Raw genomic sequence first — 23910 nt, 5'->3', positions numbered from 1 at the left:
CTCAGACCCGGACGTACTCGATGCCGGTGAGGGCGCACAGGGCCTGCCAGTCGTCGGCCCGGTGTCCGGTGGTCATGGCCATGTGGTGGGTGCCGCCGGCGCGCAGCCAGGCCTCGGTGCATGCGTGGACCCCGGTGTCGGGGCGGAACTGGCCGTAGGGCATTTCCAGGGACGGCAGGGGCGGGGCATCGATCACTTCCCCCTCGGAGACGACCAGGCGGAACCGTTCGCCGCCGAGGGCGACCAGGGAGGCGAGGGTGGCCGGTCCGGTCCGATAGCGGAAGACGATGGTGGGCGGGTCGTCGAGACCTCCGATGTCGAGGGTGCGTTTGATCAGCTGCGGGGGTTCGTCCTCGCGTGCCACACGCCAGTTGCCCTCCCCCATGTGGCTCATGAGGATCGAGTCGGAGGGAAAGTCCATGGCGTACATCTCGGTGAAGTGCGCGTCGCCGATGAGGATGTGACCTGCACGGACGACAGTGGCGGCCAGGACGTCGCCCTCACCGGCGAAGCCGTAGCCCTGGGCCATGAGGGTGGAGGCGGCGGCCATGGGCAGGCGGGCGAAGCGGCCGTCCTCCCCGATGGCGTCGAAGTGAGTGGAATAGGCGTGGCAGCCGCGTTCGGCCAGGAGCCGTTCGATGCCCAGCTGCATGCGGGCGTGGTCCTCGCGTTCGCCGTGCGAGAGACGGGGGTCGACGTCGAAGGTGGCGTCCTCCCAGGCCATGAGGTCGGTGACGTCCTTCTCGTCCAGGTCGAGGGTTGTTCGGTGCAGTGTGCCCGGGGCGATGACCTCGACCTCGGGGCCGAGGGAGCGCAGCAGGGCGGTCTCGTCGACGCGGGCGTCGCCCATGCCGTTCATGGGGTACCCGAACACACCGACCCTGAGGCGGCGCAGGCCGGTGGCGGCCCTGGCGGCGCGGGCCCACCGGTCGACGCGCCCTGCGAACTCCCGGCTCTGCCAATCACCGCTGATCACTTCGAAGGGCCGGTCGGCCCGCACGAGGGCGTTGGCGGTGTCCTGTGCACCGTGGATGCCCTGGTTGTAGGTCATGTCGGCCATGTCCCACGCGGGCGTCACGGAGGGATCGGGCTGGGTGTTGGCCAGGGCCAGGGGAAGCCTGGTGCTGGTCAGGGCCCCGGTGACGCGCAGGGAAGGGCCGTAGGTGAGCATGACGACGAGGACGCCGTCCAGGTCGGCGTTCTCGAACTCGCACACGGCCCGTTCGGCCTCCTCGCGCCCGCGTACGGGCGGGGCGACGGTCCAGTCGGCGGTGTCGGAGAGGGCGTCGGCGACCTGTCGGGCGTAGGCGGCCTGGTGGTCGGTGATGCCGGGGAGCATGGTGTCGTAGAGGGGCTGCATGATGCCGAGGAGCCCGATCCGGGGGCGCGGGGCGGGCAGGGTGCGCGGTGGGGCGGGGTGTGTGGGCACAGGGGACCTCACTTCTGGCCGTAGACGTTGCGGTAGCGGTCGTGCAGGGCGTCGATGTCCTCCTGCGGGAGGCGTTCGAGGGGCCCGTTCTGGCGGGCTAGGTGCAGGGTGCGGGCGACGTCCTCGCACATGACGGCGGCCTTGACCGCGTCCTTGGCGGTGGCTCCGACAGTGAAGACGCCGTGGTGGGCCATGAGCACGGCCGGTGAGCGGTGGTGTTCCAGTGTCGCGACGATCCCGCGGCCGATGGAGTCGTCGCCGATCCGGGAGAAGGGGCCGACGGGGATGTCACCTCCGAACTCGTCGGCCATGGCGGTGACGGCGCACGGGATGGGTTCGCCGCGGGCGGCCCAGGCGGTCGCGTAGGGGCTGTGGGTGTGCACGACACCACCGATGCCGGGGAGGGCGCGGTAGACGTAGGCGTGGGCGGCGGTGTCGCTGGAGGGTGAGTGGCCGCTGTCGTGCACGGGGCGGCCGTGCAGGTCGCACTCGACCATGTGTTCGGGGACGAGGTCGTCGTAGGAGACACCGCTGGCCTTGATGACCATACGGTCGGTCCCGGGGACACGGGCGGAGACGTTTCCGCTGGTCCATGCGACCAGGTCCCAGCGGGTGAGTTCGGTGTGCAGGGCGCAGACCCGGGTTCGCAGGTCCTGGAGGTCGGTCACGGGTTCCCCTTCCGGGCGGCGTTGCGGAGTTCGCGCAAACGGTGGAGGCTGCGGGTCCCGCCGCGGCCGAAATGGTCGTGCAGTTCGGTGTAGAGGGCGTAGAGCTCCTCGTACGCGGCGGTGCGTTCTGGGTCGGGGTCGACGGTGTGCTCCCGTACCCCGCCCATGGCGGCGGAGGCGGCGTGGATGTCGGGGTGGGCCCCGGCGGCGACGGCAGCGTGGGCAGCGGCACCGACGGCGCAGGCGAGGGCGGAAGAGACCAGGCGCAGGGGACGGCCGAGGACGTCGGCGTAGATGCGCAGGATGTGGGGGCGCTCGACCATGCCGCCGGCGACGGTGAGGTCGTGGACGGGTACACCGGCCTTCTCGAAGGCGTCGATGATGGTGCGGGTGCCGAAGGCCGTGGCTTCGACGAGGGCACGGTAGATCTCGGCGGGGCGGGTGGCGAGGGTGAGTCCGGCCAGGACGCCGGAGAGGTCGTGGTCGACCAGGACGGAGCGGTTGCCGCTGTGCCAGTCGAGGGCGACGAGTCCGTGGGCGCCCACAGGGTCGTCGGCGGTCTCCTCCGCGAGGACGTCGTGGACGGAGACGCCGTCGGCTCGGGCGCGTTCGTGGGCCTCGGGGGGTGCTTGGGTGTCGACGAACCAGGCGAAGACGTCGCCGACACCGCTCTGTCCGGCCTCGTAGCCCCAGGCTCCGGGGACGATCCCGCCCAGGACCTGTCCGCACATGCCGGGGACCTCTGCCAGGACATCGGAGTTCATGACGTGGCAGGTACTGGTGCCCATGATGGCGAGCATCCGTCCGGGCCGGGTGGTGCGGGCGGAAGCGGCTGTGACGTGGGCGTCGACGTTGCCGACCGCCACGGGGGTCCCCTCGGGCAGACCCGTGCGTGCGGCGGCCTCGGCCGTGAGGCCGCCGGCGCGGTCGCCGAGCTGGGAGAGGGGGTGGTCGAGTTTGTCATGGGCGAAGTCGGCGAACTCGGGATGCAGGGCACCGAGGAATTCCCTGGAAGGCCAGGACCCGTCCTGGAACTGGCCCTTGTAACCGGCGGTGCAGACGTTGCGCGTCTCGGTGCCGCAGAGCTGCCAGACGATCCAGTCGGCGGCCTCGATCCAGCGGTCGGCGCGATGGTAGAGCTCGGGATCCTCGCGCAAGACCTGCAGGGCCTTGGCGAGTTGCCATTCACAGGAGATGCGTCCGCCGTAGCGGGACAACCAGGGTTCTCCGAGTTCGGCGGCCGCGGCGTTGACGGCGTCGGCCTCGGGTTGGGCTGCGTGGTGGCGCCAGAGTTTGGGCCAGGCGTGCGGTCGTGGCGTGTAGGGGGCGATCTCGCACAGGGGCACCCCTTCGGCGGTGACGGGCATGCAGGTGCTGGCGGTGAAAGCGGCACCGACCCCGATGACCTGGCTGGGATCGACCCCGGCATCGCGAAGGGCGGCGGGCACGGCCCTGCTCAGGACCTGGCGGTAGTCCTCGGGGTCCTGCAGGGCGGTCTCGGCGGCCAGGGTGATACTGCTGCCGGGGAGCCGGTCGGTGATGACGCCGTGGCGGTAGGAATGGACGGCGGTGCCGAGTTCGGCGCCGTCGGAGACGCGGACGACGACGGCTCGGCCGGAGAGGGTCCCGAAGTCGAGACCCACTGCCACGTTCCCGGCAGTGTTGTTAGCGCTCACATGCTGTGTCATACGGACCTTCCTCCACGGTCGGAGCATGTGTCGGCCGTGGTCGTGGGGGTGGATACCGTGCGGGTCCGGGGCACGGGGCGGTGGGGGCAGGGAGGCTGGACGGTTCCGGCACGTTCGGGTCAGGCTGACGGGGGTGCGCTGGAATCACGCACACGGAGCACTGCCGGCACCGTCCGGTCGACGGGGGTGTCGGCGTGGCCGGGGCTTTCCAGGGCGCCGAGAAGGACCTCCAGGGCGGCAGTGCCGACCCGGGTGAAGTCCTGGACAACGGTGGTCAGCCCCGGGGTCAGGTAGGCGGACTCGGGGATGTCGTCGAAGCCGACGACACTGACGTCGTCGGGCACGCGGAGGCCGACCTCGTGGAAGGCCTTGAGCACGCCCACGGCCATCTGGTCGTTGGCGACGAAGACTGCGGTGACCTCCTCCCCCGCGGCCCGTCGTTCGGCCAGGCGGTGGCCGAGCTCGTAGCCCGATCGGGGACTCCAGTCACCGGCCAAGGGCTCGGGCACCACGTGGCCGGCGGCCAGGAGTTCCTCCCGCCAGCCGTGCACACGCGCCTCTGCTTCGAGCCAGTCGGCGCGGCCGGCGACGTGGTGCACGGTGCGGTGTCCGAGGCCGACCAAGTGGCGGACGGCGTCCCGGGCCCCCTGTTCCTGGTCGACACCGACGACGGGAAACCCGGCTCCCTCTCCTCCCTCGACCGCCACCAAGGGGCGGGGGCCGGGAAGAGCGGCCAGCGCGTGCGCGAGCTCCCGCTGGGGAGTGATGGCCACACATCCCTCGACGGCCTGTTGGACCAGGTGGTCCAGGGCCTCGGCGACCCCGTCGGGGCTGAGGTCGTCGACGGAGACGATGCTGAGGAAGTACCCGGCTTCCCGGGCGGCCCTTTCGATACCCGCGAGGGTCTGGGCCGGACCGAAAAGAGTGGTGTCGACGGCCAGGGCGCCGAGCACGTTGGTGCGCCGGGTCACGAGCGCGCGGGCGGTGGAATTGGGTTGGTAGCCGAGCTCGGCTATGGCGCGACGGACCCGTACGACGGTCTCCTCGCGGACGTTCGGATGGCCGTTGACCACACGCGAGACGGTCTGGTGGGAGACACCTGCGACCTTCGCGACGTCGGACATGACCGGGCTGCGGCCACCCGTCGTGGGCACGGGACGTTCACCTCCGGGGGGCGGAAGAGGAAAATTCGTGTGACGTGAGCAACAATGTTAGCGCTCACATGCTGCACGTCAACCCCCGGGAGCGGTCCGGGGAAAGGTTGCTTGTAGTGCCGGGACAGTGACTCGTCGGGGCCGGAGGAGCAGCCCGGCCCGGCCGTACCGCTGTGCACCGTCGTTCAGGGCGCTTCCGGGACACCGCCGTCGGGCAGGCGTGCAGTGGAGCGGCCCGGCCCTGGGCGGGGTCCGGTCGGGAACCTGGCGGATCGGCCGGGACGGGGGTTCACGGAGCGGCGAGGCAGGTGGGGAGAGCTGATGGGCCAGTGGCAGGTGGGGGTTCGTGGGCTGGGGGTAGGTGGCACAGGTCCCGGTGGGTCGGTGGACCGGTGAGTGGTGGGTGGGCCTGGTGGTGCGGTAGCAGGTGGGAAGGCCCGGTGGGGGCGGTAGCAGGTGGGTGTGGGCCCGGTGGGCTGGTAACTGATAGGGCAGGGGCCATGGACTGGTGGCAGGTGGGTGGTGTTCGTCGGAGCGTCGAGCGTAGCCCGGCCGGGGCTTCCCGCAACCCGCATCGGCGCCCCGCCACACCTGCTTCATCGCGCTGATGGTGGCGGGGTTGTGCGGGGTTGTTCCCGGCGCCTCGGGGTGTGCGGTCCACCCCTTCCCCGGGCCGGCCCGCTCTCGCCGCCGAACACCCCACGGCCGCTACCAACCATCCGCCCGAAGAAGTGGGGGCCAACTACACACCCCCAGTGGCGGGCCATTGCGGTCAACGCTTGCGGCGTGTGCACGGTGGCTCGCTCCTGCGACAGCAACGGCCCCCTACGGGGGCAACTACGGCCCCGCGCACTCCCGGCGGAGCACTGCAGCCGGGGCCCACAGGCGTGCGCCCGCACCCGTACTGGAGAAACTCCGACACAGAGAGGCCGGGAACGACACCCGCGCGGGTGTCGTTCGGCCGCGGCGTGCTGCTCCCCCCGCCGGCGACCACCAGAGCCCGCAATTTCTGGTCACGGACCGGGGCAGCAACAGCCCGGACAGGCCCCGGAGACCGAAAACCACCGTTGACAGTGCTCTTGTGGGCACCAACACCCGCCTACGGTGCCCACACGGGCACTATCAACCGCCCGGCCCGGCACCGCCTGGGCCTCGAATCCGACACCGGCAAAAAGAACCACAGCCGAAGCCGCTTCCGGCAGCAATACCCACGCGCCGAAACCCGCCCAGCCACCCGCACACCCACCACCCCCGGGCCTCCACACCACAGACCAGGAACCCGGGCCCCCGGAAACAGCCCACACACCCGCCACCCCCAGACTTCAATGCGCCACCGGGAGCAGGCGGGGCCAGACCCGAAGGGCCGGTAGTTGCCCCCGCAAGGGCCCGTAGTTGCCTTCCGCAGGAGCGAACCACCGCGCACACGCCTCGACCGTTGACCACAATGGTCCGCCACAGGGGGATAGCAGCGCCCACCATTTCTTCTGCTGCCGGGGCGCCGGGGGTGGGAGGGGTTCGTCGATGAGGGTCGGGAAAGCCCGGCGCAAAGGGTCGCAGCGCACACCCCGAGGCGCCGTGAACAACCCCGCAGAACCCCGCCACCATGGGCACCGAGAATCAGGACCGGGGGTAGCGCCGACGAGGGTTGCGCGCAGACCCGGCCGGGCTAAAATCCCGACCCCGACGAACCACCACCCCAGGCACCACAAGAAACCCCAGAGACCGACCCCCAACACCACCGAGGCCCGGGCACCCCCGCCTCCAGCCCACCACAACGCCGTACCCCCAGCAGGCCCCGCCACCACAAGAAACCCCAGAGACCGACCTCAACCCGAGACCAGGCCGAACCCCGAACCCAACCCGGGCCCAGGACTCTGGGACCAGGACACCGGAGCCAGAGCTCCGGGCCCAGGGACGTGCCCGGGCATCACATCCAGCCACCCACGAGGTGGGAGTGCAGTGCGGTGGCCGAGGTGTCGGTGAGTGAGGCGACCTGGTCGATGACCACACGCAGCGCCCCGGCGTCGTCGGCCGCGGCCTCGAAGGGAGCGCGGAACTGCGGGTCCAGGGCTCCGGGGGCGTTCTTCCACAACGCGGTGACCAGCTCCGAGATGAGCCGGCGTTCGTCGGCCCGGTACGCCATGGTCTCGGCCCGCGCCAGCACGAAGTGGGCCGAGAGCGCCTTGAGCAGGGCGCACTCCAGCAGGGCCCAGCGCGGTACGACCAGGTCGGCGCCGTAGCGCGTGAGGCGTGCGGGACCGTGCACCCCGCGGGTTCCGCGCTCGGCGGCACGGCAGAACCGTCCGATGAGTTCGCTGGTCAGGTTCTTCAGTGCCGCCAAGGAGGACAGGTCCCCGGTGAACTCCTCGGGCCATACCGGTGCGGCCAACAGCTCGTCCAGGACCTCGGAGAGCTCCGCGGGATCGGCGTCGCAGTAGTGCTCGGCCGCCACCCTGCACACTTCGGCCCGTTCGGTGGGGCTGCCCAGCGCGGCCATGCTCACCAGGCCGGCGTGCAGGGCGTCCTCGACGTCGTGCACCGAGTAGGCCACGTCGTCGGACCAGTCCATGACCTGGGACTCGAAGGGGGTTCGGCCGTCCGGGGAGCCCGCACGCAACCACGCGAAGACCTCGGCGTCGTCGGGATAGACGTTGAACTTGTGGGTTCCGGGGCGTTCCCCGCGGGCCCACGGGTACTTGACGGTGGCGTCGAGGGTGGCACGGCTGAGGTTGAGGCCCGCGCCCGTGCCGTCGGGAGCGATCACTTTGCTCTCCAGACGCACGAGCAGGCGCAGGCTCTGGGCATTGCCCTCGAACCCTCCGCAGGCGGCGGCCGCCTCGTCCAGGGCGTTCTCCCCGTTGTGGCCGAAGGGCGGATGGCCCAGGTCGTGGGACAGACAGGCGGCCTCGACCAGGTCGGGGTCACAGCCCAGGGACTGGCCGAGTTCACGGCCGATCTGGGCACACTCCAAGGAGTGGGTCAGGCGGGTACGCGGGAAGTCGCTCACCCCCGGTTGCACCACCTGGGTCTTGGCGGCCAGGCGGCGCAGCGCGGAGCTGTGCAGCACACGAGCTCGGTCACGCTCGAAGGGTCCGCGTGCGCGGCTCTTGCGCCGTTCACGCACGCGGCGTTCGGTGTCGGTGGAGGTGTATCCGGGGGCGGGCCCCTCGTCGCCGGGGTGACTGGTCATCGCCTGTGAGCCTACTGGCACCGGTCAACGGCCGGTGGGTGTGACGCGATCTCAGGCGGCGTTGACCTGGATGTCGCTGCTGTCCTTGAAGATCCAGTAGTACCAGAGGGAGGCGGTCTCCCTGGTGATGTACCAGAGCTGGGTGCTGCGTTCGATGACGGCGGGACCCGACCGCGCGGGCGAGGTGCCGGCCTCGATGCCGTGATCGGCGGCCATCTGTTTGGCGCGCAAGCTGTGCCAGGGGTCGGAGACGATGATGGCGGTCTCCCAGGTCTTCTGGTCGTAGACCTCGGCAACAGCCCCGATGCTCTGGAGCGTGTCGGCCCCTTCCTCGAGCGCGATGACCTGTTCCGGGGGTACACCGACCTCGGTGAGCCAGTCGCGTCCGGCGGCGGCCTCGGTGTGGTTGTCCGCGGGTTGTTTGCCGCCGACGGTGATGATCATGGGGGCCACACCCTGCTGGTAGAGGCTCTGGGCCTGGCGCAGGCGGGCCTCGAAGACGGGTGAGGGCACACCGTTGTACTGGCTGGCCCCGAGCACGATGATCGCGTCGGACCGGTCGCGGTCGTCCTGGCGCGCGGTGTACCAGACCCAGCCCCAGGTGGCTGGTGGGATCGCCAGGGCGATGACGAGGACCAGGGTGATGAGCCAACGCAGCCGGAAGCGCCGCTTCTTGTGGCGGCGGGGCCCCCGGGGCGGTGGCTCGCGGCGTTCACGACGGGGGTCGGCGGGGTCGGACACGCGCGGTCCGTGTTCCTCGGGTTCCGGTGTCGGGCCGTAGGGCCGGTGGTCGGCCGGGGGGTCGTCGGAGCGGGGCCTGTCCCAGCCGTCCTCGGGGCGGTTCTGCGGGGCCTGGGCGGCGGGGTCCGCCGCGCTCTCGCCGGGCTCGGAGGCGGCCTCGTCACGCGGGGACTGTTGTCCGCGGCCGCCGACACGGGCGCGCACGAAACGTCGGGTGAAGCCGCGGCGGCGTTTCCCTTCGGTGGCGGTTCCGCCCTCGCCGGGCTCTCCCGCCTCGGCCGGCGTGTCGGTCCCGGGTGCGGGGGGCTGCGGTGTTTCGGACTGCGGTGCAGCGGGTGCAGCTGCGGGAAGGGGGTTGCGGGTGAAGGCCTGGGTGACGCGCTCGTCGGGGGTGGAGGTGTCGCGGGTGAATTCCTGCGTGGGGTCCTCGGGCCCGGGGAGGGGCTGTCCGTCCCGGTCGGGTCCGGGCCGGCTGTTCGGCACGGGCCCGGTTCCACGACGGGTGAACGCTTGTGTGGCCTCGTGATCGGCGGAGGAGGACCCGTGCTCCTCGGGCCACCGGTCCTCACCGCGTCCGTCGTTCGGCGCTCGCACCGGCTCACCTCCGCACAACTCGCTGACAGGGCGACACGCATCGGCGTCTCCCTCTGGGACGGCCCTTGCTCACCGCCGGTTCGCGGTTCCTCCGGCCGGATCGGCCGGTTTCTCGGGGGTGTGGCCGACATCCCCCTCCGCTCGCGGGGAGGGGTGGGGATCTGCGGCCGTACCAGCGACCAAGAAGATATCACGAAAGGATTACGCGGAACCCCTCGATTCCGGGCCGTACCACCGTCTCCACGCCCCGAGTGTAGGACGCTCCCGGTGGTGGCCGTGTCCGAGGCAGAGCCCGTTCCCTGGGCCGGGGACGGGCCCTGCCATGACCCCGAACACACCGGCGCCCCCGTCCCGCGGGGGCGCCGGTAACGGACCGGCCGGGATCAGTTGCCGGTGCGTGCAGCGGCGCGGCCGGCCTCCAGCCGCGCCACGGGTACGCGGAAGGGCGAACAGGAGACGTAGTCCAGTCCGGTCTCGTGGAAGAAGTGCACCGAGGTCGGGTCGCCCCCGTGCTCACCGCACACACCGAACTGCATCTCGGGGCGTGCGGCCCGGCCTTCCTCCACTGCGATGCGGACCAGGCGGCCGACCCCGTCCACGTCCAGCGACTCGAACGGCGAGACCCCGAACACTCCCTTTTCGAGGTAGGCGGAGAAGAAGGAGGCCTCGACGTCGTCGCGGGAGAAGCCCCAGGCGGTCTGGGTCAGGTCGTTGGTACCGAAGGAGAAGAACTCGGCGCTCTCGGCGATCTGTCCGGCGGTCAGGGCTGCGCGGGGCAGCTCGATCATGGTCCCGACCGGGAAGTCGAGCTCGACGCCGTTCTCCTCGCCGACCTCGCGCAGCACGCGCAGGGCGTCCTCGCGGATGATCTCCAGTTCCTGGACGGTGCCCACGAGCGGGATCATGATCTCCGGGTGGGGACGGCCGCCCTCGCGGATGCGCTCTGCGGCCGCCTGAGCGATGGCGCGCACCTGCATGGTGAACAGGCCGGGCACCGCCAGCCCCAGGCGAACACCGCGGAGGCCGAGCATGGGGTTCTGCTCGTGGAGGCGCTGGACGGCCTCGAGCATGCGGGTGTCGTTCGCGTCGCTCTCACCGCGGGCCTCGGCCACCGCTACGCGCACCGACAGTTCCGTGATGTCGGGCAGGAACTCGTGCAGCGGCGGGTCGAGCAGGCGCACGGTGACGGGCAGCCCGTCCATGGAGGAGAAGATCCCGTTGAAGTCGGCACGCTGGTGGGGCAGCAGGGCGTCCAGTGCCCCGTCCCGATCCTCCGTGGTCTCGGCGAGGATCAGGCGTTCGACGAGCTGGCGCCGGTCGCCGAGGAACATGTGCTCGGTACGGCACAGTCCGATGCCCTGGGCGCCCATGCGGCGGGCGCGTGCGGCGTCCTCGGGGGTGTCGGCGTTGGCGCGCACGTGGAGGCGGCGCGCGTCGTCGCCTTGGCGCATGAGGCGGTCGACGGCGCGCACGAGGTCGTCGGCCTCGTCGGAGGCGGGGTCGATCTCGTTCTCGAAGTAACGCACGACCGGGGAGTCGACGACGGGCACCTCGCCGAGGAAGACCTCGCCAGTGGTGCCGTCGATGGAGACGACCTCGCCCTCCCCGACGGTCTCACCGCCGGAGGTGACCATGCGGCGGTTCTTCGTGTCGATGTCGAGTTCTTCCGCGCCGCACACGCAGGTCTTGCCCATGCCGCGGGCCACGACGGCCGCGTGGGAGGTCTTGCCGCCGCGGCTGGTGAGGATGCCCTCCGCGGAGATCATCCCTTCGAGGTCGTCGGGGTTGGTCTCGCGCCGGCAGAGGATGACCTTCTCACCGTTGCGGGCCCACTCGATGGCGGTGGAGGAGTCGAAGACGGCCTTGCCCACGGCGGCACCGGGCGAGGCGTTCATGCCGCGGCCCAGGCGGTGGAACTGGTCACCGGCGGCGGCCTTCTCGTCGAAGCGGGGGAACATCAGCTGGGCGAGCTGGTCGCCGTTGACCCGCTGGAGGGCCTCGTCGATGGCGATCATGCCTTGGTCGGCGAGCTGGTCGGCGATGCGGAAGGCGGCGGCAGCGGTGCGCTTGCCCACGCGGGTCTGGAGCATCCAGAGCTTGCCGCGCTCGATGGTGAACTCGATGTCGCACAGGTCCCTGTAGTGGTTCTCCAGGGTCTCCATGATGGCCATGAGTTCGTCGTAGCTCTTGGCGTCGATGTCGGCCAGGTCGGTGAGGGGGACGGTGTTGCGGATACCGGCCACGACGTCCTCGCCCTGGGCGTTCTGCAGGTAGTCGCCGTAGACCCCCTGGCGGCCGGAGGCGGGGTCGCGGGTGAAGGCCACGCCGGTGCCCGAGTCCATGCCGAGGTTGCCGAAGACCATGGAGCACACGTTGACCGCGGTGCCCAGGTCGGTGGGGATGCGCTCCTGTCTGCGGTAGAGCACGGCGCGTGGGGCGTCCCAGGACTGGAAGACCGCGCGTACGGCCTGGCGCATCTGTTCACGCGGGTCGGTCGGGAAGGGGTGGCCGGTCTGTTCGTGGACGATGGCCTTGAAGCGTTCGACCAGGGCGCGGAAATCACCGGCGTCCAGGTCGAGGTCGTCGGTGATGCCCTTCTCGGCCTTGACCCGGTCGATGGCCTCCTCGAAGAGGTCGCCGTCGATGTCCTGGACGGTCTTGCCGAACATCTGCACCAGGCGGCGGTAGGAGTCCCAGGCGAAGCGCTCGTCGCCGCCCTGGCTGGCCAGGCCCTCGACGGATTCGTCGTTGAGGCCGATGTTGAGGACGGTCTCCATCATGCCGGGCATGGAGAAGCGGGCGCCCGAGCGCACGCTCACCAGGAGGGGATCATCGGGTTGGCCGAGATCTCGGCCCATCTCGCGTTCGAGTTCGCCGAGGTTCGTCTCGATCTCGGCGTCGAGCCCGTCGGGCATGGTGCCGTGATCCAGGTAGTGCCGGCACGCCTGGGTGGTGATGGTGAAGCCCGGGGGCACGGGGAGACCGAGGTTGGTCATCTCGGCGAGGTTGGCCCCCTTACCTCCGAGGAGGTCCTTCTGATCCTTGTTGCCCTCGGCGAACTTGTAGACGTACTTGGTCACGGGGGTACTCCCTCGTCTCGCTCGACGACTCAGCGTTGAGCCGACCTGTGCCGTAATCGGGCGCGACTCTATCCAGGCGCCGCAGACCAGAACCTTCACGAACCAGGGCATTTGATCATCTTCGCAGCTCAGAGAGGCCAAATAGGTCTAAACCAATGGTTCACCTCTTATATGCCGAGCACCGGCACGGAACCCCCTCGGGGTGAAGGCGAAAGCAGAGAAAAGCAGGCCAGAACGCCGACAGGGGGTGGGTGCGGCGATGATCGATCAGAGAAGGCATATTTTCGCGAGCGAACCAATACCCTTGCGCACCGGCACCACCGATCCCCGGTGTGCCAGGGGACACAGCAGTACCAGCAAGTAACCTACTTAACCGTAAGTTAAGCTGCCTGGGGATCCGCGAGGGAACGGACCAGCGCGACGAGGAGGCCGATGGTGGCGACCGAGAGGACAGGCGGAACCGGTCCGTCCGAGGAAGAGGACCGTCCCGGCCACGGCCCCGGTTCCGATGACGGAGCCCGAACCTCGTCCGTTCCCGGACTCGCCGCCCAGACCGCCGGTGACCTGCTGGATGCGGTCAAACCCAGACTCCGCGGCTGGCTGCACCTGGGGACCGCACCGCTCGCACTGGCCGCGGGCATCGTGCTGGTGGTCCTGTCCCCCACCGCCCCGGCCCTGGCCGCGGCCGCGGTCTACGCACTCAGCTCCGTGCTGCTGTTCAGCACCTCGGCCATCTACCACGTGGGCCGGTGGTCCCCGCGTGCCCAGCGGCTGCTGCGGCGCATGGACCACTCGAACATCTACCTGATCATCGCCGGTACCTACACGCCCTTCATCGTGCTGGTACTGGAGGGCACGTTGCGCACGGCGATGCTCGCCCTGGTCTGGGGCGGGGCGATCGCGGGGGTGGCTTTCAAGCTCCTGTGGCTCAACGCCCCGCGCTGGCTCTCCACGGCCCTGTACCTGGCCATCGGCTGGGTGGCCGTGCTCTTCGTCCCCGATCTGGTGCACGGCACCCACCCGGCCACCTGGATCCTGATCCTGGTCGGCGGTCTCCTGTACAGCGTCGGCGCGGTCGTCTACGGCCTCAAGCGCCCTGATCCCGCACCCCGCTGGTTCGGTTTCCACGAGATCTTCCACTCGCTGACCATCGCCGCGTTCGTGTGCCACTATGTCGCAGTGTCCTTCGTGGTCTACACGACCGTCTGACCCCGGCCGACGCCCGCGCTCGCCCCCCGCCTCACCATTCGCTCACGCTCCTGCTCGTCACGATCCACTCACGCGAATGGACACCGAGCGCGAAACTCCCTCGTACTTCGCGACCCCTGCCGCTACCAGGCTCGTCCGAGAGCGCTCCGGCCTTCAGACCGGAGGTGAATCGGCCCCAATCTGCGCGTTGGGTTCTCGACCGTGTACCTGCTGTGTTGCCGGCGGGTGAGAACCGAACCCGTCGGCACGTCGCCGCCGGGCGGACCGAGACCCTGAACGCCTGCGGAGGCCAGGTAAGACCCCGTCTTCCGGGTGGGGCACCGGCCGGTGAGACAGGAACCGGCGGACGTCGCGATGCGCACCGCGCCTACAGCCGAAAGGCTGGAGGAGTCCCCGAGGGCCCGCCCCGGGGAGGACGTCAACTTGAGAGCGGTTCCTGCGGTCGTGTGCGGCCGGAGGAACCCCAGACGGCCGAAACCACTCCCCCGGATCCGGTCGTCTCTTCTCACGTCGGTTGCGGAACGCCCGGTCCAGGCGGACCGCACCCCTCGGAGAGCAACGAGGCCGCCCTCCCCGGAAGGGGCGGGCGGCCTCGTGTGTGTCCGGCGAGCGGCCTCAGACGCCGGGCATGCGCTCGATGAGGTAGCGCTCGACCTGGTCGAGGGAGACCCGCTCCTGCGACATCGTGTCCCGCTCGCGCACGGTCACGGCGTCGTCCTCGAGGGTGTCGAAGTCGACGGTGATGCAGAAGGGCGTACCGATCTCGTCCTGACGGCGGTAGCGGCGGCCGATCGCACCGGCGTCGTCGAACTCCACGTTCCAGCGCTTGCGCAGGCGCGCGGCCAGGTCACGGGCCTTGGGCGACAGGTCGGTGTTGCGCGAGAGGGGCAGCACCGCGGCCTTGACCGGCGACAAGCGCGGGTCCATGCGCATGACGGCCCGCTTCTCCATCTTCCCCTTGGCGTTGGGCGCCTCGTCGACGTTGTAGGCGTCGAGCATGAACGTCAGCACAGCGCGGTCCACGCCGGCCGACGGCTCGATGACGTAGGGGATGTAGCGCTCGTCGTTCTCCTGGTCGAAGAAGGACAGGTCCGCGCCCGAGATCTCGGAGTGGGTCCTGAGATCGTAGTCGGTGCGGTTGGCCACGCCCTCGAGCTCACCCCACTCGCTGCCCTGGAAGTTGAAGCGGTACTCGATGTCCACGGTCCGCTTGGAGTAGTGGGACAGCTTCTCCTGCGGGTGCTCGTACAGGCGCAGGTTGTCCTTGTTGATGCCCAGGTCGGAGTACCACTGGAAACGGTTGTCGATCCAGTACTGGTGCCAGTCCTCGTCACTGCCGGGACGGACGAAGTACTCCATCTCCATCTGCTCGAACTCACGGGTCCGGAAGATGAAGTTGCCCGGGGTGATCTCGTTGCGGAAGGACTTGCCGATCTGGCCGATGCCGAAGGGCACCTTGCGCCGGGCGCTCTGCTCGACGTTCTTGTAGTTGGTGAAGATGCCCTGCGCGGTCTCGGGCCGCAGGTAGGTCAGGCCCTTCTCGTCCTGGACCGGGCCCAGGTAGGTGCGCAGCAGGCCGTTGAACATGCGGGGCTCGGTCAGGGAGTGCTTGGCGCCGCAGTTGGGGCAGGCGATCGCCGCCAGGCCTTCCTCCGGCTCCCTGCCGTGCTTGGCCTCGTAACCCTCGATGAGGTGGTCGGCACGGAAACGCTTGTGGCAGGCCTGGCACTCGGTGAGCGGGTCCACGAACTCCTTGACGTGGCCCGAGGCCTCCCAGATCTCACGGGAGAGGATCACACTGGAGTCCAGGCCGACGGTGTCCTCGCGCTCCTGCACCATGGCGCGCCACCACTGGCGCTTGACGTTGGCCTTCAGTTCCACACCGAGAGGGCCGTAGTCCCAGGCCGCGCGCAGACCCCCGTAGATCTCACTGGAGGGGTAGACCAGACCTCGGCGTTTGGCGAGGTTGACCAGTGCGTCCATTGCCTCTGACTTGGCGGCCATGGTGAGACTCTCCATCCGGCTGGCGGTCGGTGGATCGCGGTGCGCGATTCATCGTGTGTTCGGGTGCGGTGGCCGGCCCGACCGGGACGGTCGTAGCACGTGCCCACGTCCGTCCAGGCTAGAACACTCACGCAGCCGGTGCGTCCGCTTTCCCCAGCGGATGGGGCGTCCCACGTCCCCGTGCACCTCATACCCGGGGTTCGTCGACGAGTTCGTAGGCGCTGGGTTCGTCGAAGGCCCGGGACAACAACGGCACCGCTGCGAGTTTGACCTCGTAGGAGGACAGCGCCCGGCGGTAGGGGCCGACCCCTTCCCACTCGGTGACCAGGGTCCACAGTTCGGGGTCGTCGGCGGCACGGCCCAGGCGGTGGCGCAGGAAGCCGGGCCGGGCGGACAGAGCGGCCACGGCGTCGGCCGCCTCGGTACGGAAGGCCTCGCTGTCGGCCTCGGGCACGGAGTAACGGGTGATGACGATCACCCGACCATTGTTGCGTACCGGAGCCGCCGGCCGTCCCGCGGGGAGCGGCCGGCGGCGGTTCCTGCGTCCCGGGCCGGGACGGGACGCAGGTTCAGCCCTGTCCGAAGACCCGGTCGACCACACGCGCGGCGGCGTGCCCGTCGTCGAGCGGGCAGAACTGGTCGACGAAGGAGCGGTAGGCGGGGCCCGCCTGCTCGGCGACCTCGTCGATGTTGCGCAGCGACTCGATGACCTGGTCGGACTCGGTCAACAGCGGGCCGGGGGCGGTCTCCTCGAAGTCGAAGTAGAACCCGCGCAGGTTGTCCCGGTAGCTGTCCAGGTCATAGGTGAAGAACAGCATGGGACGGCCGGTGTTGGCGAAGTCGAACATCATCGACGAGTAGTCGGTGACCAGCACGTCGGTGATGAGGAACAGCTCCTGGATCTCCGGGTAGAGCGAGACGTCGTACACGAAGTCGCGGCCCACGATCGGAACACTGTCGACGACCCGGGGGTGCCGGCGTACGAGCAGCACGTGGTCGTCGCCGAGCTGGTCGTACATGCGCTGCAGGTCCAGGTGCAGGTCGAGCTTGTGCTTACCGCGCGTGTAGTACTTGTCGTCGCGCCAGGTCGGTGCGTAGAGCACGACCTTCTTGCCCTCGGGGAGTCCGAGGACGCGGCGGGTGCGTTCGGCGACCGCCTCACGGTGGGGCGAGAAGAAGATGTCGTTGCGCGGGTAACCGGTCTCGAGGATCTCGCCCTCGAAGCGGAAGGCGCTGCGCAGGATCGGGGTGGCCCAGGGGCTGGGTGAGACCAGGTAGTCCCACTGCCGGGTCTCCCAGGCGAGCTTGTCGAAGTAGTCGCGGGACTTGCCCCGGATGTTCTCCACGTCGAAGCCGATGCGCTTGAGCATGGAACCGTGCCAGGTCTGCACCACGGTCTGGTCGGGGTGGCGGTGGAACCACACCGGCTGCCGGGAGTTGGTGACCAGGAAACGGCTACGGGCCAGGGCTTCGTAGTACTCGCGGCCGCGGTGGCGCACCCGGCCCAGGTCGTCGGGCAGGTTGACGCGACCGTCGGCGACCAGCCAGGACATCGGGTAGTCGGCCCAGCCCCGGCGGGTACGCAGCTCGGCGTAGATGCTCTGCGGGCTGTCGGAGTACTGGCGGCCGGTGTAGGTGTCGAAGAGGACCCCGTCCACGACCGGTTCCTGGCGCTGGGCCGGGTAATGGACCTCCTTGAGGCGGCGTTGGGCGAAGGACCCCCGTTCGGAGGGGTGCAGGTCGCTACCGACCTGCAGCACCGGCACACCCTGGCCGTGGGAGGTGAGTGTGAAGCTGCGCTCGTCGGTCTTCATCTCCAGAGGCATTTCCCCGGCGAGGTCGTGGGAGAACTCCACACCGGTGGTGAAGGTGCGCCCGTCGTCGCCGGTCACCCTCCCCCACAGCTGGTACCCCCCCACGGCCAGGGAGAGGGTGCCCGAGAGGGTCTGCATGTCGGCCGGGCTCAGGCGGGCGGCGAAGCGGGTACCGGAACGCTCCACCTCCAGGACGTGCTCCTCGTCGCGGCCGCGGGCCCGGGCGACGAGGCCGAGCTCGGCATCGGAGGTGAACTCGCCCCTCAGCTCCAGGTCGCGGCCTTCCCAGCGGGCGACGTCGATGATGCAGCGGGCCTGGCCGGCGCGCAGCCTGAGGTGGCCGGCCGGGGTGCGCTGGACGGAGAGCTCCAGGTGGTCGCTGTCGGAGGCGTAGGCGGCCGTGGACACCTCGTCGGGCAGCACGAGGGCGGCCGTGCGCTGGTCCCCGTCGACCAGATGCACGTCCCACTCCTCCTGGCGGATGACGCCACCGCACTCGGTCACGGCACGGTCGAAGAGGTCATCGGCCGCGATGCCGACACCGAAACGGTCCCCGTCGACGGTGAGCGGATAGCTCAGGACCGCGGTGCCGGGGCGGCGGGTCAGGCGCAGCTGTGTGGCCCCGGAGGCGGCCTCGGCCACCGTCCGCCCCCGCAGGTTCAGACACCCGGTGTCGCCGTCGAAGGTGTGGTCCTCCACGCGGGCCGCAGTGGATTCCACGGCCACGATGAGGTGACGGTCCCCGCTCCAGCGCGGGCGCACCCACACCTCCGGGTCGACCTGCTGGTAGCCGGGGCGTTCCGGGGCGCCGACGACCGGGGAGGACAGGATCTTGCGCCGAGTCAGGCCCCGGTTGAAGACCGTCAGTTCGATCTTCCACTCCCCCGGTTCCCAACGCCCGGCCACGCGCAGCTTGGCGGGGTCGAGGACGACCGTGAAACCGCCGTAGTCGTGGCGGGCGGCCTCGGGGACGTCGGGCAGCCGGTACTCGGCGGCCAGGCGCACCCGCACGGGCACGCGCACGCGGCGCCGGTCGACGGTGTTGACGGCGAAGGCCATGAGGTGCTGTTGCCAGCGCTTGCGGGCACGCAGGTGACGGATGCCGATGCGGCCGCTGACGTGGAGGCTGCCGTCCTTCCAGCGGATGTCCTCGGTCTTCTGTCGGACCTTGAGCTCGTCGTCGAGGCGGAAGATCTCGCGTGGCACGGCCTTGGCGGGGTCCTCGGACTCGAAGAAGGGGTAGGCGATGTAATAGGCCAGCCCGCGCCGGTGCACACGCGCGTTCTTGATCTCCACGCTCTTGGCGAAGGTGGCGACCTCGACGAGGTCGTCGGTGCGCCGTTTGCGGACCAGGTGGTAGAGGAGGCGCTCCAGGACGTTGAGGTCGTTGAGCTGGGCGGCCGGCACGTGGTCGAGGTGGGCGTTGAGCAGGTCGACGACGGTCTCGCGCACTTCGGCATCGGCATCCTGGAACCTCAGGAGGAGGCGCTGGAGCTCGCTCTGGAGCAGGGTGCGGTCCCAGAGTCTGCGGTCCTCGCCCGCCATGTCGGCGGCGAGGTCGTTCATGGCGGTCAGTCTGCGGGTGAGCACACCCTTGTCCAGGGGCACGGCGGTGTCGTGGCGCTCCCGCATGAGGAGCACGGGGCCGGGCAGCACGTCGACGGTGCGGGCCGAGAGCGCGCAGCGGCGCAGGTCGAGGTCGGCGTCATCGGGGTGCAGGCCGTGGTCGGGCAGGGTCAGCCAGAACTCGCGGCGCCACAGCTTGTTGCCGAGTACCGGGTCCGCTGCCAGAGCGGGGACGGCACGGGGGTCCTCGGCGAAGCGCTGCTTGGCGCACAACTTCTTGTGGGACTTGGAGGGGGAGGCGCCGAGTTCGTTGAACCGGTGGACGTTGCCCACCACCAGGTCGGAGTGGGTGTCGGCCGCAGTGCGCCACAGGTAGGACAGGGCGTAGGCGGTCAGGGCGTCACACCCCTCCAGGAAGAGCAAATGGCTGCCGGAGGCTTCCTGTCCGCCGCGTCGGCGGGCGGCGGGCGGGTCGGTGGCGGGCTCGCCCCCGAGCAGGCGCACGCGCATCCCCTCGGGCGGGTCCGCTGCGAAGGCGGCGGCGACGGCGAGGGCGTCCTCGCCTGCCTCGACCGTCTCGTCGTTCTGTTCCTCGGTCTCACGCTCATCGTGGCCGTCGGGGGCCTCTTCGGTCTCCTCGTCCTGGTCCTCGCCGACGGTTCCGTCCTCGGCCGCGGGCTCCTCCCGACCACGGAAGGGGACGAGGAGGACCTCGGCGGTCGCCTCACCCGGTTGGACCGTATGATCCCGGTTGTGGTGTCCGTCTCTCTGGCGCGCCAGGGAATCCAGGCAGTGGCCGAGGTTCGGTTCAGTGACGTCGAAGGTCACGATGACAGTGGGCTCGGGCACGAAGGTGACACCCTCCAGAGAGTCCTCTGCACTCGGGCTACGGGCAGCAGCACGATCGCACCGTATGCGTCGGACGACTGTTGTTGACTACTTCAGGCAAGTGGGCACTGACCGGCCGTACCCGCGGTCTGAACGACCGGGGCACGGACTGCCACGGGGGGATCGCACGGCGGACCGCACCGGTTTTCCGCCGGGAGGCACGGGAGCCCCCGGATGAGGCCTGCATTAGGGTCTGAGCAACCAGTATCACAGGCCCTGCGGTGCGCAGCCCGCCATATCGGAGGATACAGACGGCCATGCCCTCCCCCGAACACAGCCATGAACGCCCCGGAGGCCGCAGAACTTCCAGCGGCGAAGGCTCGGACCGCAGATGGAACGCGGGCCGGATGCGCGGCGCGGTGGAGCGCCGCAGCGCCGTGCCCCTGCTCTGGCTGCACCAGCTGCCCGGGTGGGTCACACCACTCGCGCTGGGGCTGCTCTTCGTCGCCGGCCTGATGATACCGGTGGGCCCGCTGGGGGCTGTGTGTCTGATGCTGGTTGCACTGTTCATGGTTTGGCTGGCCTATCTCACGTGGCCGTCGCTGAGCCGGCAGCAGAAGGCACCACGGACACTGATGGTGTTGGTCGTGCTGGTGTTGGCGATCGCACGCACCCTGGGATTTTGACAATCATTTTCGTTTTCGCGATACTAAGGGCGTGTCTGCCCAGTTCACGGGGACCGGGGGTCAGAACCCCGACGCCCGACCAGCGTTCCAGGCCGTCGACGCCACCGTGGCCTACGACGGGACTCCCGTGCTCGACGGCGTGAGCCTCGACGTCCCCGCAGGCCAGACTCTGGCCGTGCTGGGCCCCAACGGCTCGGGCAAGTCCACACTCATGCGCGCCGTGCTGGGCATCGTTCCCCTGAACGCCGGTGAGATCCTCCTGCACGGCACACCCCTGCGACGTTTCCGCGACTGGCGCCGCATCGGCTACGTGCCCCAACGCCTGACCGCCGGGGGCGCCGTACCCGCCACCGTGCGCGAGATCGTCGCCTCCGGGCAGGTCGCCGCGCGCCGTCGCCTCTCGCTGCCGTCCCGCAAGGACCGACAGGCCGTCGACGAGGCGCTGCAGGCCGTCGGGCTGGAGGATCGCTCCGACGACTCCGTGCGCGAACTCTCCGGCGGACAGCAGCAGCGTGTGCTCATCGCCCGGGCCCTGGCGGGGCGTCCCGACACCTTCGTCATGGACGAGCCCATGGCCGGCGTCGACGCCGAGAACCAGCAGGCCCTGGCCGCCACCATCACCATGCTCGGTGAGCAGGGCAGCACTGTCGTGCTCGTCCTGCACGAGCTCGGACCGCTGGAACACGTGATCCAACGCGCCGTCTCCCTGGACCAGGGACGCATCGTCCACGACGGTGTCCCTCTCAGGCCCACCGGGGAATGTGCCCGTCCCGGACACGAGCACCAGCATCCCCATCCCGACCCCAACGCCCCCGCGCCCCGAGACGCGAACGGGGAGATCATCCGACTCGAGGTGCCCGGCAGTGATTGAACTTTGGCAGTACGAGTTCATGCAGCGCGCGCTCGTCGCGGCCGTGCTCGTGGGACTGGTCACCCCGGTCATCGGAACGTTCCTGGTGCAGCGGCGCCTCGCCCTGCTGGGCGACGGCATCGGCCACGTCGCGCTCACCGGTGTGGCGCTGGGCCTGCTCACCAGTACCTCCCCCGTGCTCACCGCCGCGATCGTCTCCGTGGTGGGCGCCGTGCTCATAGAGCTCGTGCGGGTGCGTACGCGTACCAGCGGTGACGTGGCCCTGGCGCTGCTGTTCTACGGCGGTATCGCCGGCGGTGTGCTCCTCATCGGCCTGACCCCCGGTGCGAGCAACGCGACCCTGACCGAGTACCTGTTCGGTTCGGTCAGCACCGTCTCCGAACAGGACATCCTGGTGGTGGCAGCCCTCGCGGTGGGTGTGGTCGCCGTCGTCGTGGTCCACGGCCGGGAGCTGTTCGTGCTCTGCCAGGACGAGGAGGTCGCACGGGCCCACGGGTTGCCGGTGCGTTTCCTCAGTGTTCTGCTCGCGGTCACGGCCGCCCTGACGGTGGTCATCGCCATGCGGATCGTCGGCGTGCTCATGGTCAGCGCGCTGATGATCGTGCCCGTGGCCGCTGCGCAGCAGCTCTCCAAGAGTTTCCGGGTCACGATGGTCCTGGCCGTGGTGATCGGACTGGTCTCGTCCCTGGGCGGGCTGACCACGGCGTTCTACTCCGATCTGGCTCCCGGAGCGACGATCGTCCTGTTGGCCCTGGTGTTGTTCTGCCTCGCCGTCGGGGTCGGGATCGTCCGCAAGTTCCGGCCCCGGCAAGGCCCGGCGGGCCCTGAGATCGGTACGATGCCCCGGAGCGAGCGGGGGAGGAGGGTGACACCATGAGTACACGCCGAGAGACGGTCCGTCGGGCATTGAACGAGTCCGCCGGTTTCCGTAGCGCACAGGACCTGTACACGGACCTGCGCGCCGACGGGTCCAAGATCGGTCTCACGACCGTCTACCGGGCCCTTCAGGCGCTGAGCGAGTCCGGTGAGGTCGACGTCCTGCGCACCGACGAAGGTGAGGCCGTCTACCGCGCTTGTGCGACCGAGAACCACCACCATCACCTGGTGTGCAGGGTCTGTTCCACAGCCGTGGAGATCGAGGGACCCACCGTCGAGCGGTGGGCCAGCGAGGTGGCTTCCAGGTACGGCTTCATCGGCATAACACACACCGTGGAACTGTTCGGTGTGTGCACCGACTGCGCCGAGGCGGGTTCGACCGTCGGCGTCTGAGTGGAGGAAGGGCGCGGGCGCCACGCGCGCCTGCGCCCTTTCACGTCCGTTGTCCGTCGCGGCCGCCCCGGCGCCGTCCCCTCCTGGGATCCGCAGGACGGTTCGTTCCCGGTCCGCGACTGCACCGGCCGGGAGGGCCGGCAGCGCGACCGCGTTCTACCGGTCCGCAACGGTTCCGGGCCCGGCCTGCGGGGGCTTCCGCGCACAGCAGGAAACCGGGAGCGGGTCAGTCGGTACGGTACTGGGGTTCGCAACGCTGCAACGTGGGGCGTTTGGGCCTGACGTTGTCCCCGGAGGAACGCCCGGTCAGGCGGCGCCCGATCCACGGGACCAGGAACTCCCGGGCCCAGTACAGGTCCTCCTGCCGGGCGGTGCGCCAACCGCGGGGCTCCGGTTCGGGCCAGGGCTCGTTCCAGTTGCCCTCGGCAGGTGTGCCCAGGACCTCGCACACACGCAGCGCCAGTCGGCGGTGGCCCTCCGGGGACAGGTGCAGGCGGTCCCAGCTCCAGGAACGCTCGTCGTCGAAGATGCGCATGCTCCACACGTCGACGACGTCGCAACCGTAGCGGTCGGCGACGGCGCGCATGTGCATGTTGTAGGTGGCGATCTTGCCGCGCAGGTGGCGCATGACCGAGTGCATGCCGGTGTCGAAACCGGTGAAGATGACCACGCGGGCGCCGGTGGCGGTCAGCTCGGCGACGATCGACTCGAAGATGCCCACGACCTCGTCGGGGTCGCCGCCGGGGCGGAGGATGTCGTTACCGCCCGCGCACAGAGTGACCAGGTCGGGGGCCATCGCCACTGCTTCGGCGACCTGCTCGTCGCGGATCTGCCGGATCAGCTTGCCCCGCACGGCCAGGTTGGCGTACCTGACCTCGTCGATCCGGCAGGCCAAGTGTTCGGCGACGCGGTCCGCCCAGCCCCGGAAGCGGCCGTTGGGCACACTGTCGCTGTCGGGGTAGGGGTCGCTCATGCCCTCGGTGAAGCTGTCCCCGAGAGCGACGTAGGACAAGATGTCCCGTTCGGTGATGTCTGTCGTCCCAAAACCGCTCATGATCCATGATCATGCAATTCCACGCCAGGGTTACGCGACAGTAAGTTGATCCTGGGAGCGGTTTT

At 69.8% G+C, this 23910-nt stretch carries 16 protein-coding genes; 5 read left to right on the top strand and 11 right to left on the bottom strand.

Annotation, left to right across the window (positions count from 1 at the left end; translation table 11 throughout):
• Position 1: 1 nt before the first annotated feature.
• The 7 genes from D456_RS0106410 to ppdK all read right to left on the bottom strand — a co-directional run bounded on the left by D456_RS0106410 (position 2) and on the right by ppdK (position 12544).
• Positions 2–1429 (bottom strand): L-fucose/L-arabinose isomerase family protein, encoded by a 1428-nt coding sequence (locus D456_RS0106410; RefSeq protein WP_017575339.1) that lies wholly within the window; start codon positions 1427–1429, stop codon positions 2–4.
• 8 nt (positions 1430–1437) lie between these two features.
• Complete coding sequence (locus tag D456_RS0106405; protein WP_017575338.1) at positions 1438–2097, bottom strand: L-ribulose-5-phosphate 4-epimerase; 660 nt, start codon at positions 2095–2097, stop codon at positions 1438–1440.
• The gene (gene araB / locus D456_RS0106400; protein WP_083904525.1) at positions 2094–3785 is read right to left on the bottom strand and encodes a ribulokinase; all 1692 of its coding nucleotides are present in this window, start codon (positions 3783–3785) and stop codon (positions 2094–2096) included. Before araB ends, D456_RS0106405 begins: the two co-directional genes overlap by 4 nt.
• A gap of 119 nt (positions 3786–3904) precedes the next feature.
• Positions 3905–4909 carry a LacI family DNA-binding transcriptional regulator gene (locus D456_RS0106395; protein ID WP_017575336.1) on the bottom strand — a complete coding sequence of 335 codons (1005 nt, stop codon included), beginning with the start codon at positions 4907–4909 and terminating at the stop codon, positions 3905–3907.
• 1957 nt (positions 4910–6866) lie between these two features.
• Positions 6867–8129 (bottom strand): deoxyguanosinetriphosphate triphosphohydrolase, encoded by a 1263-nt coding sequence (locus D456_RS0106390; protein ID WP_017575335.1) that lies wholly within the window; start codon positions 8127–8129, stop codon positions 6867–6869.
• A gap of 51 nt (positions 8130–8180) precedes the next feature.
• Positions 8181–9464 carry a YdcF family protein gene (locus D456_RS0106385; protein WP_017575334.1) on the bottom strand — a complete coding sequence of 428 codons (1284 nt, stop codon included), beginning with the start codon at positions 9462–9464 and terminating at the stop codon, positions 8181–8183.
• Positions 9465–9847: 383 nt separating this feature from the next.
• The gene (ppdK, locus tag D456_RS0106380; protein WP_017575333.1) at positions 9848–12544 is read right to left on the bottom strand and encodes a pyruvate, phosphate dikinase; all 2697 of its coding nucleotides are present in this window, start codon (positions 12542–12544) and stop codon (positions 9848–9850) included.
• Between the two features lie 432 nt (positions 12545–12976).
• Here ppdK and trhA point away from each other — a divergent pair, with 432 nt between their 5' ends.
• A complete protein-coding gene (gene trhA, locus D456_RS0106375; RefSeq protein ID WP_017575332.1) occupies positions 12977–13753 on the top strand; it encodes a PAQR family membrane homeostasis protein TrhA in 777 nt (258 codons plus the stop codon).
• A 615-nt stretch (positions 13754–14368) separates the two neighbouring features.
• Here trhA and D456_RS0106370 read toward each other — a convergent pair.
• From D456_RS0106370 to D456_RS0106360, 3 genes are all read right to left on the bottom strand, one after another.
• Positions 14369–15757 (bottom strand): glycine--tRNA ligase, encoded by a 1389-nt coding sequence (locus tag D456_RS0106370; RefSeq protein WP_193373810.1) that lies wholly within the window; start codon positions 15755–15757, stop codon positions 14369–14371.
• A gap of 187 nt (positions 15758–15944) precedes the next feature.
• Positions 15945–16235 (bottom strand): antibiotic biosynthesis monooxygenase family protein, encoded by a 291-nt coding sequence (locus D456_RS0106365; RefSeq protein ID WP_017575330.1) that lies wholly within the window; start codon positions 16233–16235, stop codon positions 15945–15947.
• 91 nt (positions 16236–16326) lie between these two features.
• Positions 16327–19986 carry a CDP-glycerol glycerophosphotransferase family protein gene (locus D456_RS0106360; RefSeq protein ID WP_017575329.1) on the bottom strand — a complete coding sequence of 1220 codons (3660 nt, stop codon included), beginning with the start codon at positions 19984–19986 and terminating at the stop codon, positions 16327–16329.
• A gap of 296 nt (positions 19987–20282) precedes the next feature.
• Between D456_RS0106360 and D456_RS0106355 the strand changes: the two genes are divergently transcribed.
• The 4 genes from D456_RS0106355 to D456_RS0106340 are packed head-to-tail and all read left to right on the top strand — an operon-like array spanning position 20283 to position 22791.
• On the top strand, positions 20283–20651 hold the full coding sequence (locus tag D456_RS0106355; RefSeq protein ID WP_026115627.1) for a DUF6703 family protein: 369 nt from the start codon (positions 20283–20285) through the stop codon (positions 20649–20651).
• Between the two features lie 31 nt (positions 20652–20682).
• Complete coding sequence (locus D456_RS0106350) at positions 20683–21522, top strand: metal ABC transporter ATP-binding protein (RefSeq protein WP_017575327.1); 840 nt, start codon at positions 20683–20685, stop codon at positions 21520–21522.
• Positions 21515–22399 (top strand): metal ABC transporter permease, encoded by an 885-nt coding sequence (locus D456_RS0106345; RefSeq protein WP_026115626.1) that lies wholly within the window; start codon positions 21515–21517, stop codon positions 22397–22399. The genes D456_RS0106350 and D456_RS0106345 overlap by 8 nt, the downstream gene beginning before the upstream one ends.
• Positions 22396–22791: a Fur family transcriptional regulator gene (locus tag D456_RS0106340; RefSeq protein WP_026115625.1), complete on the top strand. Its 396-nt coding sequence runs from the start codon at positions 22396–22398 to the stop codon at positions 22789–22791. The genes D456_RS0106345 and D456_RS0106340 overlap by 4 nt, the downstream gene beginning before the upstream one ends.
• Before the next feature lie 226 nt (positions 22792–23017).
• On the opposite strand, the gene D456_RS0106335 is transcribed toward D456_RS0106340, so the two are convergent.
• Complete coding sequence (locus D456_RS0106335; protein ID WP_017575324.1) at positions 23018–23845, bottom strand: SGNH/GDSL hydrolase family protein; 828 nt, start codon at positions 23843–23845, stop codon at positions 23018–23020.
• Between the last annotated feature and the right edge of the window lie 65 nt (positions 23846–23910).

The sequence above is a fragment of the Nocardiopsis kunsanensis DSM 44524 genome (genome assembly GCF_000340965.1).
GTDB lineage: Bacteria > Actinomycetota > Actinomycetes > Streptosporangiales > Streptosporangiaceae > Nocardiopsis > Nocardiopsis kunsanensis.
The sequence above is the reverse complement of the archived record's forward strand: the minus strand, read 5'-3'. Positions and strand labels throughout refer to the sequence as shown.

Coding starts and splice junctions, on each gene's coding strand:
- D456_RS0106370 (WP_193373810.1), bottom strand. CDS start 15,757: ATGGCCGCCAAGTCAGAGGCAATGGACGCACTGGTCAACCTCGCCAAA.
- trhA (WP_017575332.1), top strand. CDS start 12,977: ATGGTGGCGACCGAGAGGACAGGCGGAACCGGTCCGTCCGAGGAAGAG.
- araB (WP_083904525.1), bottom strand. CDS start 3,785: ATGACACAGCATGTGAGCGCTAACAACACTGCCGGGAACGTGGCAGTG.
- D456_RS0106355 (WP_026115627.1), top strand. CDS start 20,283: ATGCCCTCCCCCGAACACAGCCATGAACGCCCCGGAGGCCGCAGAACT.
- D456_RS0106340 (WP_026115625.1), top strand. CDS start 22,396: ATGAGTACACGCCGAGAGACGGTCCGTCGGGCATTGAACGAGTCCGCC.
- D456_RS0106390 (WP_017575335.1), bottom strand. CDS start 8,129: ATGACCAGTCACCCCGGCGACGAGGGGCCCGCCCCCGGATACACCTCC.
- D456_RS0106335 (WP_017575324.1), bottom strand. CDS start 23,845: ATGAGCGGTTTTGGGACGACAGACATCACCGAACGGGACATCTTGTCC.
- D456_RS0106395 (WP_017575336.1), bottom strand. CDS start 4,909: ATGTCCGACGTCGCGAAGGTCGCAGGTGTCTCCCACCAGACCGTCTCG.